Annotated in this window: 13 protein-coding genes; 10 read left to right on the plus strand and 3 right to left on the minus strand. The window is 70.6% G+C overall.

Translation table 11 applies throughout. The features are described 5' to 3' along the window. Position 1 precedes the first annotated feature (1 nt). Positions 2 to 778: a TIM barrel protein gene (locus ASD11_RS03545; protein WP_056283361.1), complete on the plus strand. Its 777-nt coding sequence runs from the start codon at positions 2 to 4 to the stop codon at positions 776 to 778. A gap of 97 nt (positions 779 to 875) precedes the next feature. On the opposite strand, the gene ASD11_RS03550 is transcribed toward ASD11_RS03545, so the two are convergent. Further along, positions 876 to 1922: a LacI family DNA-binding transcriptional regulator gene (locus ASD11_RS03550; RefSeq protein ID WP_235503230.1), complete on the minus strand. Its 1047-nt coding sequence runs from the start codon at positions 1920 to 1922 to the stop codon at positions 876 to 878. A gap of 94 nt (positions 1923 to 2016) precedes the next feature. On the opposite strand from ASD11_RS03550, the gene ASD11_RS03555 reads away from it, so the two are divergent. The 6 genes from ASD11_RS03555 to ASD11_RS03580 all read left to right on the plus strand — a co-directional run bounded on the left by ASD11_RS03555 (position 2017) and on the right by ASD11_RS03580 (position 7862). Further along, the gene (locus tag ASD11_RS03555) at positions 2017 to 3210 is read left to right on the plus strand and encodes a phytanoyl-CoA dioxygenase family protein (RefSeq protein WP_056283364.1); all 1194 of its coding nucleotides are present in this window, start codon (positions 2017 to 2019) and stop codon (positions 3208 to 3210) included. Between the two features lies 1 nt (position 3211). After that, on the plus strand, positions 3212 to 3985 hold the full coding sequence (locus ASD11_RS03560; protein ID WP_056288312.1) for an SDR family oxidoreductase: 774 nt from the start codon (positions 3212 to 3214) through the stop codon (positions 3983 to 3985). A gap of 124 nt (positions 3986 to 4109) precedes the next feature. After that, a complete protein-coding gene (locus tag ASD11_RS03565) occupies positions 4110 to 4694 on the plus strand; it encodes an ATP-dependent Clp protease proteolytic subunit (RefSeq protein ID WP_056283367.1) in 585 nt (194 codons plus the stop codon). Continuing rightward, positions 4691 to 5293 carry an ATP-dependent Clp protease proteolytic subunit gene (locus tag ASD11_RS03570; protein WP_056283370.1) on the plus strand — a complete coding sequence of 201 codons (603 nt, stop codon included), beginning with the start codon at positions 4691 to 4693 and terminating at the stop codon, positions 5291 to 5293. Before ASD11_RS03565 ends, ASD11_RS03570 begins: the two co-directional genes overlap by 4 nt. Positions 5294 to 5424: 131 nt before the next feature. Next, positions 5425 to 6696: an ATP-dependent Clp protease ATP-binding subunit ClpX gene (gene clpX / locus ASD11_RS03575; protein WP_056283373.1), complete on the plus strand. Its 1272-nt coding sequence runs from the start codon at positions 5425 to 5427 to the stop codon at positions 6694 to 6696. 14 nt (positions 6697 to 6710) lie between these two features. Further along, positions 6711 to 7862, plus strand: a complete 1152-nt coding sequence (locus ASD11_RS03580) for a saccharopine dehydrogenase family protein (protein ID WP_056283377.1) — start codon at positions 6711 to 6713, stop codon at positions 7860 to 7862. Positions 7863 to 7940: 78 nt separating this feature from the next. On the opposite strand, the gene valS is transcribed toward ASD11_RS03580, so the two are convergent. Both valS and ASD11_RS03590 read right to left on the minus strand, forming a co-directional pair. Beyond that, entirely contained in the window at positions 7941 to 10520 is a 2580-nt protein-coding gene (gene valS / locus ASD11_RS03585) for a valine--tRNA ligase (protein ID WP_235503231.1), read from the minus strand. Between the two features lie 117 nt (positions 10521 to 10637). Beyond that, positions 10638 to 12782, minus strand: coding sequence for an MMPL family transporter (locus ASD11_RS03590; protein WP_056283381.1), 2145 nt, complete (start codon positions 12780 to 12782; stop codon positions 10638 to 10640). A gap of 181 nt (positions 12783 to 12963) precedes the next feature. Between ASD11_RS03590 and ASD11_RS03595 the strand changes: the two genes are divergently transcribed. The 3 genes from ASD11_RS03595 to ASD11_RS03605 are packed head-to-tail and all read left to right on the plus strand — an operon-like array spanning position 12964 to position 15499. Beyond that, a complete protein-coding gene (locus tag ASD11_RS03595; protein ID WP_056283384.1) occupies positions 12964 to 13764 on the plus strand; it encodes an endonuclease I family protein in 801 nt (266 codons plus the stop codon). Positions 13765 to 13796: 32 nt separating this feature from the next. Then, complete coding sequence (locus tag ASD11_RS03600; protein ID WP_056283388.1) at positions 13797 to 15134, plus strand: bifunctional folylpolyglutamate synthase/dihydrofolate synthase; 1338 nt, start codon at positions 13797 to 13799, stop codon at positions 15132 to 15134. Between the two features lie 5 nt (positions 15135 to 15139). Next, positions 15140 to 15499, plus strand: coding sequence for a DUF4233 domain-containing protein (locus ASD11_RS03605; RefSeq protein ID WP_082554149.1), 360 nt, complete (start codon positions 15140 to 15142; stop codon positions 15497 to 15499). Positions 15500 to 15538: the final 39 nt, after the last annotated feature.

The following is a 15538-nucleotide window of genomic DNA, read 5'->3' on the forward strand; positions in this document are numbered from 1 at the left end:
CATGACCTTCACCCTCGCGATCTGCTCCGAGATGGTGTTCCTCGACGAGGCACACCTCGACCGGGTCGAGCGCATCCACGACGCCGGCTTCGCGGTCGAGATCTGGGACTGGACCGAGAAGGACGCCGCTGCCCTCAAGGCCACCGGCGCCACCTTCACGTCCATGACCGGATACGTCTCCGGCGACCTCATCACTCCCGAGGGTGCCGACGACCTGCTGCGCACGGCCGAGCAGTCGATCCCCTTCGCGCAGGCCATCGCCTGCCCGTCGCTCAACATCCACGGCACCGGGCTGGGCGAGGGCGGCATCCCCGTGCTTCCGGTCGAGCAGGTCACCGGCGACATGTGGCTCGCCGCGCTGCGCACGCTCGAGCGGGTGGCGGGACTGGCCGAGGCGCACGGAGTCACGTACGTGATCGAGAACCTGAACACGGCCGTCGACCACCCCGGGACCCCGTTCGCGAAGGCCGCCGACACGCTGGCCCTCGTGCGCGCCGTCGGCAGCCCCCACCTGAAGATGAACCTCGACCTGTACCACGCCCAGATCGGCGAGGGGAACCTCGTGGAGCTCATCCAGGAGTCGGCGCCCTACCTCGGCGAGGTGCAGGTGGCCGACGTCCCGGGTCGGTGCGAGCCCGGCACCGGCGAGGTCAACTGGCCGTTCGTCGCCCGAGCCCTCGCCGAGGCCGGCTACGACGGCGTCGTGGCCATGGAGGCCTGGGCGAGCGGCGACAGCGACCTCGCCCTCGACCGCTTCCGCGAGGCCTTCACCGTCTGAGCGGTGGATCCTCCACCGAAAGCGCTCCCAGCCGTCGAGCGGTGGATCTGCCACCGTATGGGCCCTCATACGGTGGAGGATCCACCGCCGGCCGGGGTCAGGTCGGGGCGAAGGCCGACGGCTGGTTGTACGGCGTCACGACCTGCACCTGGGCCGGCACCGTGCTGGGCACGCCGGGCAGCGCGCGGTGCGCCTGCATCACGAGTCGGCAGGCCCGACGCGCGTCGGCCCGGAGGTCGTGGTGCAGCACGTAGCTGATCCGCCGCGTCCGGAGCAGCTCGGTGTTGTCGTCGTCGAGGTCGTGGGCCACGAAGACGCCGAGCGTCCGCCCCGCCCGCGCGAAGGCATCGAGGGTCGCGCGGTTGCCGCCGCCCACCGAGTAGACGGCGTCGACGTCGGGGTGCGCCACCAAGGCCTCCTGCACGGCCCGCAGCGTCGTGGCGTCGAGCCCGTCGGTGTCGGTGAGGTCGACGACGTCGCGTCCCGGCGCCAGGGTGCGCAGCGCCTCGACGAACCCCTCCACCCGCTGCTCCTCGCCCCGGAAGTCCGAGCGGCTCAGCGTCACGAGGACGTCGCCCGACGCCGCCGACCGCGCCACCAGGTAGGCCGCCGTGGCCCCGGCAGCACGGTTGTCGATGCCGACGTAGGCGCGTCGCTCGCTGCCCGGCAGGTCGGTCACGAGCGTCACCACGGGTATGCCGGCCTCGTGCAGAGCCGCCACCTCCGCCTCGACCGCAGGATGGTCGGGCGCCTTGAGCAGCACCCCGTGCGAGCCCTTGGCGCGGACCTTCCGCAGCATGCCGGCCATCGCTGCAGGGTCAGCCTCCTCGGCCAGGTGGAACCGGATCCGCACCGCGGCCGGCCGCAGGGCGGGCAGCTCGGCCTCCAGCGCCGAGCGCACGGCCGCGCTGAACCGCTCGGGAGCCTGCATCACGAGGTCGAGGAGGAACGTCCGCCCCACGAGCCGTAGCTGGGACGCCTGACGGTCGAGCTCCTCGACGGCGCGCTCCACCTCGGCCACCGTCGCCGCCCGGACGCCAGGCCGTTCGTGCAGCACGCGGTCGACCGTCGCCTCGCTCAGCCCGCTCTGCTGGGCGATCTCGCGGACCTTGTGACGGTGCGGCACGGGGGTGACTCCGCTCACGATGAGGTGTTCTTGATGGTTTTGAGAGCACCTCATCGTGCCACGAGCGCCCTAGCGTGGAGCACGAACCACACCGACATCGCAGGAGCCCGTCATGCCGATCGCCCCCACCACCCGCACCGGTCGTCTCACCCCCGACGACGTCTCGCTCGACGACTTCGTCGAGGTCGTCTCCGAGGCCACCGACCCCGACGACTACCGCCACGCGGACAGCATCGAGCAGGGCGTCGTGGTCTACGACGCGGCCGGCCTCCGCGCAGCCGTCACGACACCGGAGGGTGAGGACGCCGTCCGGGCCGAGCTCGTCCACGCGCTCACCGAGGGCCCCGGCATCGTCGTCCTGAAGGGCGCCTGGGACGACCTCGACGTCGTCGACCGCGCCACGGAGGCCTTCGAGCGGGTCATCGCCGCCGAGAAGGCCGCCGGCGGAGCCCACGGCGACCACTTCGCCAAGCCCGGTGCCAACGACCGCATCTGGAACGCCCTCGAGAAGCTGGCCGTGGCCGACCCGCAGACGTTCGTCGACTACTACGCCAACGACCTCTTCGCGCTCGTCTCCACGGCCTGGCTCGGCCCGGGCTACCAGGTCACGTCGCAGGTCAACGTCGTCCGTCCCGGCGGCCAGGCCCAGGACCCGCACCGCGACTACCACCTGGGCTTCCTCTCCGACGAGGTCGTGGCGCGCTACCCCGCGCACGTGCACCTGCTCTCGCCCGTGCTCACGCTCCAGGGCGCCGTGGCCCACGCCGACATGCCCGTCGAGAGCGGCCCCACGCTCTACCTGCCGCACTCGCAGAAGTACGCGCCCGGCTACCTCGCGTGGCGCCGCCCCGAGTTCCGCGCGTACTTCCAGCAGCACCACGTCCAGCTGCCGCTCGCCCAGGGTGACGCCGTGTTCTTCAACCCGGCGCTCCTCCACGGCGCGGGCACCAACGTCTCCGCCGACATCCAGCGCGTGGCCAACCTGCTGCAGGTCTCGTCCGCGTTCGGCCGGGCCATGGAGACGGTGGACCGGGCCCGCACCGCGAAGGCGGTCTACCCCGTCCTGCGCGAGCGCCAGTCGGCGGGCTGGGAGACCGCCGCGCTCCACCGCGTCGTGGCCGCGGCCGCGGAGGGCTACCCCTTCCCGACGAACCTCGACCTCGACCAGCCCGTCGACGGCCTCACGCCGCTCGCCCAGACCGAGCTCCTCGAGCAGGCGCTCGCCGCGGGCTGGACCGCCGAGCAGGTCGACGCCGCGCTCTCGGCCCATGCCGACCGCCGCCGCACGTCGGCCGGGGGAGCCTGAGATGGGCTCGCTGGACGATCGCGTCGTCCTCGTCTCCGGAGGCACGCAGGGCGTGGGCCTGGCCATCGCCCGCGCAGCGCTCACGGAGGGTGCCAGGGTCGTCGTCACGGGGCGTCGCGCCGACGTGGGGGAGCGGGCTGCCGGAGAGCTGTCCACGCTCGGTGACGCTCGCTTCGTGGCGTGCGACGTGGCCGACGTCGACGCCTGCCGGGCCGCGGTCGACGCGACCGTGACGGCGCACGGCCGGGTCGACGGACTGGTGAACGCCGCGGGCTTCACCGAGCGCGGCTCGCTCCTCGACACGACGCCGGAGATGTTCGAGCAGCACGTCGCCGTCAACCTGCGCGGCCCGTTCTTCCTCATGCAGGCCGCGGTCGGCGACATGGTGCGGCGCGGCGAGCCCGGCTCGGTCGTCAACGTCCTCACGATGAGCTCGCACGGCGGGCAGCCGCACCTCGCCCCCTACTCGGCCACCAAGGCCGGGCTCGCGGGGCTCACCAAGAACGCCGCGTACGCGCACCGGTTCGACCGGGTCCGGGTCAACGGCGTCAACATCGGCTGGACGGACTCCGACGGCGAGGACGTCATCCAGCGCCGGTTCCACGGTGCGGGCGACGACTGGCGCGAGCGCGCGGGGGAGCGACTCCCGGCCGGCCGCCTCGCGACGCCCGAGGACCTGACCGGTCTCGTGACCCTGCTGCTGTCCGACGCGAGCGGAGTGGTCACGGGCTCGGTCATCGACTGGGACCAGACGATCCCCGGGACGTCGGACTGACGGGTGACCCCGACGCCGCTCCGGCCGGGGGAGTACGCCATGGGCGAACAGGGGGTGTCTTCGCGTGAATGCCGGGCCTCCGCCCTCTAGGGTCGAGAGCGTGAACACATCTTCCGATCACCGCATGGCGGCCGAGTCCGGCCCGTCGGACCTCGACGGACACATCTACCAGCGTCTGCTCAAGGAGCGGATCGTGTTCCTCGGCTCCGAGGTGCGCGACAGCAACGCCAACGCCATCTGCGCGCAGATGTTGCTGCTGAATGCCGAGGACCCCGAGGCCGACATCTTCCTCTACATCAACAGCCCGGGCGGCTCCGTCGACTCCGGCATGGCCATCTACGACACGATGCAGTTCATCCCGAACGACGTCGCCACCGTGGCCATGGGTCTCGCCGCCTCCATGGGTCAGTTCCTGCTGGCCGCGGGCACGGCGGGCAAGCGCTACGCGCTGCCGCACGCGCGCATCATGATGCACCAGCCCTCGGGCGGCATCGGTGGCTCCGCCTCGGACATCAAGATCCAGGCCGAGCAGTCCATCCTGCTCAAGAAGCAGCTCAACGAGCTGCAGTCGCTGCACACCGGCCAGCCCCTCGACCAGATCGAGGCGGACGCCGACCGTGACCGTTGGTTCACGCCGGTGCAGGCCAAGGAGTACGGCTTCATCGACCAAGTCATCTCCAACGCCCAGGAAGTGGGTAAGACCGCATGAGCTACTACATCCCTCAGTGGGAGGAGCGGACCTCCTACGGGTTCCGCCGCATCGACCCCTACGCCAAGCTCTTCGAGGATCGCATCATCTTCGTGGGCACCCCCATCAGCGACGACGTCGCCAACGCGGTCATGGCGCAGCTCCTGTGCCTGCAGCAGATGGACGCCGACCGCGACATCCAGCTGTACATCAACAGCCCGGGCGGATCGTTCACGGCCATGACGGCCATCTACGACACGATGCGCTACCTCAAGTCCGACGTGCAGACCGTGTGCCTGGGCCAGGCGGCCTCCGCCGCGGCCGTGCTCCTCGCGGCCGGCACCAAGGGCAAGCGGTTCGCGCTGCCCAACAGCCGCATCCTGATCCACCAGCCCTACACCGAGGGCACCGGCGGACAGATCTCCGACCTGGAGATCCAGGCCAACGAGATCCTGCGCATGCGCGCCCTCATGGAGCAGATGATCGCCGACGCCTCGGGCAAGACGCCGGAGCAGGTCAGCAAGGACGTCGAGCGCGACAAGATCCTCACGGCCGAGCAGGCACTCGAGTACGGCCTGATCGACCAGGTCTTCGACACGCTCAAGACCCCCGCGGTCTGACGATTCCGGCCGGCGGTACGACAGACTCGTGCCGCCGGCCGCGCTCGTCCCCCCCTGTCTCGTCCCCATGACGTCGAAGACGCCGGCAGGTACTGTGATCCCGACGACATCTCGAGGAAAGGCCTCCATCCGTGGCACGCATCGGTGAGACCGCTGACCTTCTCAAGTGCTCGTTCTGCGGCAAGAGCCAGAAGCAGGTCAAGAAGCTGATCGCCGGCCCCGGCGTCTACATCTGCGACGAGTGCATCGACCTCTGCAACGAGATCATCGAGGAGGAGCTCGCCGAAGGCGCTGAGCTGAGCCTCGGAGAGCTGCCCAAGCCGCAGGAGATCTTCGACTTCCTCGGCGGCTACGTCGTGGGCCAGGACGCAGCCAAGCGATCGCTCGCCGTGGCCGTCTACAACCACTACAAGCGCGTGCAGGCCCAGGCCTCCTCGGGCCGCTCCAAGGACGACGCGGTCGAGCTGGCCAAGTCCAACATCCTCATGGTCGGCCCCACCGGCTGCGGCAAGACCTACCTCGCACAGACGCTGGCGCGCATGCTCAACGTGCCGTTCGCCATCGCCGACGCCACCGCCCTCACCGAGGCCGGCTACGTGGGCGAGGACGTGGAGAACATCCTCCTCAAGCTCATCCAGGCCGCCGACTACGACGTCAAGAAGGCCGAGACGGGCATCATCTACATCGACGAGGTCGACAAGATCTCGCGCAAGAGCGAGAACCCGTCCATCACGCGCGACGTGTCGGGCGAGGGCGTGCAGCAGGCGCTCCTGAAGATCCTCGAGGGCACCACGGCCTCCGTGCCGCCGCAGGGCGGGCGCAAGCACCCGCACCAGGAGTTCATCCAGATCGACACCACCAACGTGCTGTTCATCGTCGGCGGCGCCTTCGCGGGCCTCGAGGAGATCATCGAGCAGCGCAACGGCAAGGTCGGCCTGGGCTTCAACGCCACCGGCGCTCCGGTCCAGGACAAGACCGTCCCCGAGAAGCTGTTCAGCAGCGTGCTCCCGGAGGACCTGCTCAAGTTCGGCCTGATCCCCGAGTTCATCGGGCGTCTGCCCGTCATCGCGGCGGTCGACAAGCTCGACCAGGACGCGCTCGTCAACATCCTCACGCAGCCGCGCAACGCGCTCACCAAGCAGTTCGAGCGGCTCTTCGAGATCGACGGCGTCGAGCTGGAGTTCACCCCCGACGCCTCCGACGCCATGGCCGAGCTCGCGCTCGAGCGTGGCACCGGCGCTCGCGGTCTGCGCTCGATCATCGAGCACGTGCTGCAGCCGGTCATGTACGACATCCCCAGCCGTGAGGACGTCGCCAAGGTCGTCGTCACGGCCGAGACGGTCCGCGGCACCGAAGGTCCCACGGTCCTCACCCACGACGAGGTCGCTCGCAAGGCCTCCTGACGCAAGGCGGTTCCATGGCTTCGGTCGACATCACGCTGTTCGGGGCCACGGGCTTCACCGGCGCGCTCACGGCGCAGTACCTCGGCACGCACCTGCCGGCCGGTGGCACCTGGGCGGTGGCAGGGCGCAACCTCGAGAAGCTGCGGGCCGTCGCCGACGACGTCGTGGCGGCCGGGGGCGTGGCCCCCCAGCTCGTCACCGCCGACGTCTCCGACGCCGGCTCCATGGCCGAGATGGCTCGAGGGACGCGCGTCCTCATCTCCACCGTCGGCCCGTACGTGGCGCACGGTGAGCCCGCGGTCAAGGCTGCTGCCGAGGCGGGCATCGCCTACGTCGACCTCACGGGTGAGCCCGAGTTCGTCGACCGCATGTGGCTCGCCCATCACGAGACCGCGCAGGCCACGGGCGCCAAGCTCATCCACGCGTGTGGCTTCGACTCCATCCCGTACGACCTCGGCGTGCTGTTCACGGTCGAGCAGCTGCCCGAGGGCGTGCCACTCCAGCTCAAGGGCTACATCCGCGCCGGCGGAACCGCGTCGGGCGGCACGTACCACTCGGCGATCGGCGCCTTCTCCCGCCTGCGTCAGGCCGGAGCCGCGGCCAAGGAGCGCAAGCAGCGCGAGACCCGCCCGAGCGGCCGGAAGGTGCGCGGCGGCGGGAAGGTCGGCCGCGGGGCCGACGGGAAGGGCTGGGCCCTGCCGCTGCCCACCATCGACCCGCAGGTCGTGCTGCGCTCGGCCCGCTCACTCGACCGCTACGGTCCCGACTTCTCCTACGAGCACTTCGCCCAGTTCAAGAAGCTCCCCATGCTGGCGGCCACCGTCACGGGTGCCGGCGTGCTGCTCGCCGGGGCCCAGCTCTCTCCCACGCGCAAGGCCCTGCTCAAGCTCCGCGACCAGGGCTCCGGCCCCACGCCCGAGAAGCGCGCGGCCTCGTGGTTCAAGCTGCGCGTCGTGGGCGAGGGCGGCGGGAAGAAGGTCGTCACCCAGGTGAGCGGCGGCGACCCCGGCTACGACGAGACGGCCAAGATGCTGAGCGAGTCGGCGCTGTGCCTCGCCTACGACGACGTCCCCGACGTGGCAGGCCAGACCACCACCGCCGTGGCGATGGGAGACCTGCTCGTGACACGCCTCCAGAAGGCCGGCATCACCTTCGAGACCCTCTAGTCCTTCCAGATCTGCGCCACGGTCGACCGAGCTTCGCGTGAGGAACGCTCGATCACGGCGCATCTCTGGAGAGACGGGTCACTCGGTGGGGGCGAGGGTGACGTCGACGGTGAGCTCGCCGTCGGTCGGGCTGGTCGACACCTCGCCGGTCACGCGACCGGCGGCCTTCACGTCGTCGAGCACCGAGGCGAGGGCGTCGAGCGAGGCCTGAGGTCCGCTGAACGTGACAGCCGTGACCTCGGTGCGCTGGCTGACCTTGGCCGTCGACTTGGCACCGCGGATCCCGGCCAGCGCCTGGGCGGCGAGCCCGAGCAGCGCGGCGTCGCCGTCGGTGGTCGAGATCTCGTCGGGAGTGGGCCAGGTGGCGTGGTGCACCGAGCCCTCCTGCCACCACGACCAGACCTCCTCGGTGACGTACGGCAGGAACGGTGCGAGCAGACGCAGCTGCGTCGAGAGGGCCAGCACGAAGGTGGCCTTCGCGGAGTCGCCCCCGGCGTCGGTCCGACGCGAGCGCTCCTTCACGAGCTCCAGGTAGTCGTCGCAGAAGTCCCAGAAGAACTTCTCGGTGACCTCGAGGGCCGAGGCGTAGTCGTAGGCCTCGAAGAAGGCCGTGGCCTCCTCCACGACGGCCCGCAGCCCCGCGAGCACCGCGAGGTCGAGCGGGTCGGTGACCTTGGCCGGGTCGAGGAACGACGCGTCGGCGCCCAGGCCGTAGGCCTCCTCGGACGCGAGCACGAACTTGCTCGCGTTGAGCACCTTCATGGCCAGGCGGCGGCCCACCTTCATCTGCTGCTCGTCGAAGGGGGAGTCGGCGCCCGGGCGCGCCCCGGCAGCACGCCAGCGCACGGCGTCGGCGCCGTACTTGGCCAGGATCTCGTCGGGCACGACCACGTTGCCGACCGACTTGCTCATCTTCTTGCGGTCGGGGTCGACCACGAACCCGGAGATGGACGCGTGCGTCCAGGGCGCGGTGCCGAACTCCTGGTGCGAGCGGACGACCGACGAGAACAGCCAGGTGCGGATGATGTCGTGGGCCTGGGGACGCAGGTCCATGGGGAACGTCTTGGCGAACAGCTCGGGGTCGCGCTCCCAGCCGCACACGAGCTGCGGCGTGAGGGACGACGTCGCCCACGTGTCGAGGACGTCGGGGTCGGCCACGAAGCCACCCGCCTGGCCGCGCTGCGACTCCTCGAACCCGGGCGGGGTCTGGGAGGCGGGGTCGACGGGCAGCGTGTCCTCGGCCGCGAAGATCGGGTCGTCGTAGTCGGGCTGGCCGTCGGCGTCGAGGCGGTACCAGACGGGGAACGGGATGCCGAAGAACCGCTGGCGGCTCACGAGCCAGTCGCCGTTGAGTCCCTCGATCCAGTTGGTGAGGCGCGACTGCATGTACGACGGGACCCACTGGATCTCGTCGCCGCGGGCCACGAGGGCGGCGCGGAGGTCGGCGTCGCGACCGCCGTTGCGGATGTACCACTGGCGCGTCGACACGATCTCGAGCGGCTTGTCGCCCTTCTCGTAGAAGTTGGCCACACGCTGCGTGGGGGTGGGCTCGCCGTCGAGGTCGCCGCTGTCCCGCAGCGCTGTCACGACGAGCTCGCGCGCCGAGAACGTGGTCTTGCCCGCCAGCTCGGCGAAGAGCTTCTGCCCCGCCTCGGTGGCGATCCACTCCGGGACCTCGCGCAGGATGCGACCGTCGCGGCCGATGACGGTGCGGTTGGGGAGCTGGTGCTCACGCCACCACTGCACGTCGGTCAGGTCGCCGAACGTGCAGCAGTGCACGATGCCGGAGCCCTTCTCCGGGTCGGCGAGCGTGCTGGCGATGACCGGCACCTCGACGCCGAAGATGGGCGACGTGGCCGTGGAGCCGAAGAGGTGCTTGTACCGCTCGTCCTCGGGGTGGGCGATGATCGCGACGGCGGCCGGCGTGAGCTCGGGGCGCGTGGTCTCCACGTGGTGCGTGGAGCCGTCGGAGAAGTGGTAGGCCACGCGGTGGTAGGCGCCGGGGTAGTCGCGCGCCTCCAGCTCGGCCTGGGCCACGGCGGTCTGGAACGTGACGTCCCACAGCGTGGGGGCGTCCTGCGTGTACGCCTCGCCGCGGCCGACGTTGCGCAGGAACGCGCGCTGGCTCGTGGCCTGCGCATCGGCACCGATGGTGGTGTAGGTCTGGGTCCAGTCGACACTCAGGCCGAGGGTGCGCCACAGCTTCTCGAAGACCTTCTCGTCCTCCACCACGAGCTCGTTGCAGAGCTCGATGAAGTTGCGCCGGCTGATGGGCACCTGCTTCTTCGGGTCCGGCTTGGCCGGGCGCTCGAAGTCGGCGTCGTAGGGGAGGGTGGGGTCGCAGCGCACGCCGAAGAAGTTCTGGACGCGACGCTCCGTGGGCAGGCCGTTGTCGTCCCAGCCCATCGGGTAGAACACCTCCTTGCCGCGCATGCGCTGGTAGCGCGCGATCAGGTCGGTGTGGGTGTAGCTGAAGACGTGCCCCACGTGCAGGGAGCCGGAGACCGTGGGCGGGGGCGTGTCGATGGAGTAGACGTCGGCCCGGTCCTTGGACCGGTCGAAGCGATAGGTGCCCCGCTCCTCCCAGGCGTCGCTCCAGCGGTCCTCGAGACCTTCGAGGGCGGGCTTCTCCGGGACGCGGTTCTGGGGGGTGCTCACGAGGGAACAGTCTAGGAGGCCGAACCGGCACCTCACGCGCCCGGCCGCACGGCACGGGCCCTGGTGCATCCCGACGCAGCACGCGCGGGAGGCATCAGGGCCCGTGGTGATCCCGGATCAGGCCTTGTGCTCGGCCACGTGGCCGGCCTCGACGACCGTGTCGGCCGGGTGGGCGGCGTCGGCCAGGTGGCCGGGCCCGTCGGTCCGGCCGAGGGCGCTCGGCCACCAGATGTGCCGGCCGACGTCGAGGTTGAGTGCCGTCACCAGCACGGACCGGACGATGATCGTGTCGAGCAGGACACCCAGGGCCACGGCGAAGCCCAGCTCGGCCAGGAACACGATGGGCAGCGTGGCCAGGGCCGTGAAGGTGCCGGCCAGGACGAACCCGGCCGACGTGATGACGCCGCCCGTGGCCGCGAGGCCGATGAGGGCGCCCTTGCGGGTGCCGTGCTGGAGCGACTCCTCCCGGACCCGGGTCATGAGGAAGATGTTGTAGTCGATCCCCAGCGCCACCAGGAAGACGAACGCGAACAGCGGGAACGAGGAGTCGGCGCCCTCGAAGCCGAACACGTGTCGGAAGACCAGCGCGCTGATGCCGAGCGCTGCCGCGAAGGACAGCACCACGGTGACGAGCAGGATGACCGGGGCCGCGATCGACCTCAGCAGCAGGCCGAGGATGAGCAGCACCACCACGAGGATGATCGGGATGATGAGCCGGTTGTCCGCGCTCGACGCGTCCTGGACGTCCTTGTTGACCGCCGTGTTGCCGCCCACGAGCGCATCGGCGCCGTCGACCGCGTGGACCGCGTCGCGGACCCGGTCGATGGTCTCGAACGCCGCCTTGGAGTCGGGAGCAGCCGTGAGGACGCCCTCGAGGTAGGCGACGGGGCTGTCGGCCGGGCTCTTGACCTGGACGGAGTCGGGGTCGATGCCCTGGGTCTCGGCGAACGCCGTCTTGACCGCGTCGGCCTGGTCGCCCCGGGCGATGACCGCGACGGGGGAGCCGGCGCCGCCGGGGAAGTGCTGGGCGAGCAGCTTCTCGGCCGCCACCGACGGCTGTGCCTTCGTGAAGCTCTCCTCGTTGGACAGGCCGGTGGCGTCGAGCTGGACGATGCCGAAGGACACCGCCACGAGGGCGAGGCTCGTGCCGATCCAGACCTTGCGCGGTGCCTTGGCGATGCGCTGACCGACGCGGGACCACAGGCCCGTGCTGCTCTTGACCGGGTCGCCGAAGCGGGGGACGAACGGCCAGAAGATCCAGCGCCCGACGATCACGAGGAGCGCGGGAAGCATGAGCATCATGACGAACAGGGCGCACGCGATGCCGGCGGCACCGACGGGGCCGAGACTGCTCGTGGAGTTCATCTGGGCGAACATCAGGCACAGCAGGCCGATGATGACGGTGGCACCACTGGCCAGGATGGCCGGGGCCGCCCGGTGGAGGGCGTGGGCCATGGCCTCGTGGCGGTCCTCGTAGTGGTGCAGCTCCTCCCGGTAGCGCGCGACGAGCAGCAGGGCGTAGTCGACCCCGGCCCCCAGGACGAGCACGCTCAGGATGCCGGCGCTCTGCCCGTTGACGGTGAGGTCCGCGTTCTTGGCCAGGAGGTACACGACGCCCTGGGCCATGCCCACCGCCCCGACGCCGCAGAACAGGAACAGCAGCGCCAGCTGGAGGCTCCGGTACGTGATGAGGAGGATGACGAAGACGATGCCGACCGCGGAGAACAGCAGGATGCCGTCGATGCCGCCGAACGCCTCCGCCTGGTCGGCTCCGAGGGCCGCCGGGCCGGCCAGGTCGGCCTGCAGGCCTCCTGCGTCCTTCTCGGCGATCGCGGCGAGGTCGTCGACGCGGTCGGGGAGGTCCTCCCAGCCGTCGGAGCTCATGCGGATGGTGGCGATGGTCTGCAGCGCCTTGCCGTCCTTGGACGGGATGGGCCCGACGACCTCGGGCGCGACGGTCTTGACCTGCTTGATCTTGGCGACGTCGGCCTTGGCCTTGGCGAGGTCGGCAGGGGTGATGCCGCTGTCGCGCGTGTAGAGCACGATGGCCGGGATGTCGTCGGGGTTCGAGAACTGCTGCGACTTGTTGATGACCTCGGTGGACTCGGCGTCGCCGGGCAGCCACGACGCGATGTCGTTGTCCTGCTGGCCCGGGAGCTTGGAGCCCAGGGACCCGAGGGCCCCGAGGATGACGAGGGCGACGAGGAAGACGACCCACTTGATCCAGCGGTGGGTGATCCAGGTGGCGAGCTGACGTTGCATGGGGTGGCTCCAGGGGGCGTCGTGCCGATGTGTCTGACAGGAACATACTGGCGGAGCGGGCCGACAGGAAAGCATCCGTGGTGACCCTGGCCCCACCCTGAGCCGCCCCCGGGGCGGAGTTCGCCGCCCGTTCACCGGACGGCCCTGGACGCGGATCCCTCGATGGGGCACGGTCGTCGGCATGACCCACGCCATCGGGGGACGGCGTCGGGTGACCCTGGTCGCCGTCGTCAGCCTCGTCCTCACCGTCATCACGTTCGCTCCGTCGAGCCCGGCCACCGCGGCCGGTCCTTACGACTCCACCTACTACGCGAGCGCGGTCGGCAAGACCGGCGAGCCGCTGCGCGACGCGCTGCACACGACCATCTCCCGCATGGACAAGATCTCCTACGCCCAGGTGTGGGACGCCCTCAAGGACACGGACCGTGACCCCGCCAACTCCGCCAACGTCATCGAGATCTACTCCCGTCGCTCGGTGCCCGCGTCCACGAACGGGGGCGACGTCGACGACTGGAACCGCGAGCACGTCTGGGCCAAGTCGCACGGAGACTTCGGCACGGCCACCGGTCCCGGCACCGACGTGCACCACCTGCGGCCCGAGGACGTGACGGTCAACTCCGACCGCGGCAACCTCGACTTCGACGAGGGCGGCACGACGGTGAGCCAGTGCGGCGGGTGCCGACGCGACAGCAACTCGTTCGAGCCGCCGGACGCGGTGAAGGGCGACGTCGCCCGGATGATCTTCTACATGGCGGTGCGCTACGAGGGCGACGACGGCTGGGCCGACCTCGAGCCCAACGAGTCGACGTCCAACTCCTCCAACCCCAACATCGGCCGGCTGTCGGTGCTGCTGCGCTGGAACGCCCAGGACCCGCCGGACGCGTCGGAGAACCGTCGCAACGACCGCATCTACACGACCTGGCAGCACAACCGGAACCCGTTCATCGACCACCCGGAGTGGGCCGGCGCGATCTGGGGGTGATCGGTGAGGGTGGCGCTGCGATACTGGCAGCAATGAACCCCACCTACGCCGAGGTCGAGCAGCTGCTGCTGGCCCGCTGGCCGGAGACGCGGCTCGAGCCCTCGCTCGAGCGCATCGCCGCGCTGTGCCGACTCCTCGGTGACCCCCAGTCCTCGTACCCCGTCATCCACCTCACCGGAACCAACGGCAAGACGTCGACGGCCCGGATGATCGACTCGCTCCTGCGCGGGCTCGACCTGCGCACGGGGCGTTTCACCAGCCCGCACCTGCAGTCCATGACCGAGCGCATCAGCCTCGACGGCGTCCCGCTCTCCGAGGACCTCTTCGTCGACGCCTTCGCCGACGTGGCCGCCTACGCGCAGATCGTCGACGACAGCCAGCCGCACCCGCTCTCGTTCTTCGAGCTCACCGTCGCCATGGCCTTCGCCGCGTTCGCCGACGCCCCCGTCGACGCCGCCGTGGTCGAGGTGGGGATGGGCGGCTCGTGGGACGCCACCAACGTGGCCGACGGCCAGGTCGCCGTCATCACCCCCATCGCGGTCGACCACGCCAAGTACCTCGGCGACCGGCCGGAGATCATCGCGCAGGAGAAGGCCGGGATCATCAAGCCCGGCGCCCACGTGATCCTCGCCGAGCAGGAGCCCGAGGCCTTCGACGTCATCATGCGACACAGCGTCGACGTCGGCGCCACCGTCGTGCGCGAGGGCGGCGACTTCGGGGTGGCCGACTACCTCACCGCCGTGGGCGGCCAGCAGATCGCCTTGCAGGGACTCGCGGCGCGCTACGACGACATCTTCCTCCCGCTCCACGGGCAGCACCAGGCGCGCAACGCCGCCTACGCGCTCGCCGCGGTGGAGGCGTTCACCGGCGGCAAGGAGCTCGACGCCGACATCGTCCGGGAGGCCTTCGCCCAGGTCTCCTCGCCCGGCCGGCTCGAGGTGGTGCGGCGCAGCCCCACCGTCCTGCTCGACGCCGCGCACAACCCGCACGGCATCCAGGCCTCGCTCGAGGCGGTGCAGGAGGCGTTCAGCTTCAGCCCGCTCATCGGCGTGGTCGGCGTGATGGCCGACAAGGACGTCGACGAGATCCTGCGCACGCTCGAGCCGGTCCTGGCCGAGATCGTCTGCACCCAGAGCTCCACGTCGCGCGCCATGCCCGCGCCGGAGCTGGCTGCTCTGGCCGACGACATCTTCGGCGCCGAGCGCGTCACCGTGGCGAGCCGCCTCGACGACGCCCTCGAGCGCGCCATGGCCAAGGCCGACGCAGCCGAGGGCTACGAGGACTCGCTGGGCAGCGGCGGAGTGCTCGTCACCGGCTCGGTCGTCACGGTGGGCGAGGCCCGGGTCCTGTTCGGGGCTGAGACGCAGTGAGGGGCATGTGTGCGGCGATGCTCACGCTGGAGGCCATCATCCTGGGGCTGAGCGTCCCGGTGATGATCTCGGTGGAGGACGTGCCCAAGGGGCCCGCGCTCGCGCTCGGACTGGGGCTCGCCGTGCTGTGCATCCTCACGGCCGGCTCGCTGCGCCGTCCGCAGGCCTACGTGGTGGGTCACGCCATCCAGGTCGGCGCCATCGCGCTCGGGTTCCTCGTGCCCATCATGTTCTTCGTGGGCGCGATGTTCGCAGCGCTGTGGGCCGGCGCCTTCGTGCTCGGCCGACGCATCGAGGACGACAAGGCGCGCTGGGCGGCCGAGGCCGCCGAGGCCGAGGGCGACCAGCCGCTGCCCGACGCCTGAGCCCTCGCACCGCCGCCGTTTCGGACGTAGTCTCAACGG

Origin of the sequence: Aeromicrobium sp. Root495 (assembly GCF_001426755.1) — a bacterium.
Classification (GTDB): Bacteria; Actinomycetota; Actinomycetes; order Propionibacteriales; family Nocardioidaceae; genus Aeromicrobium.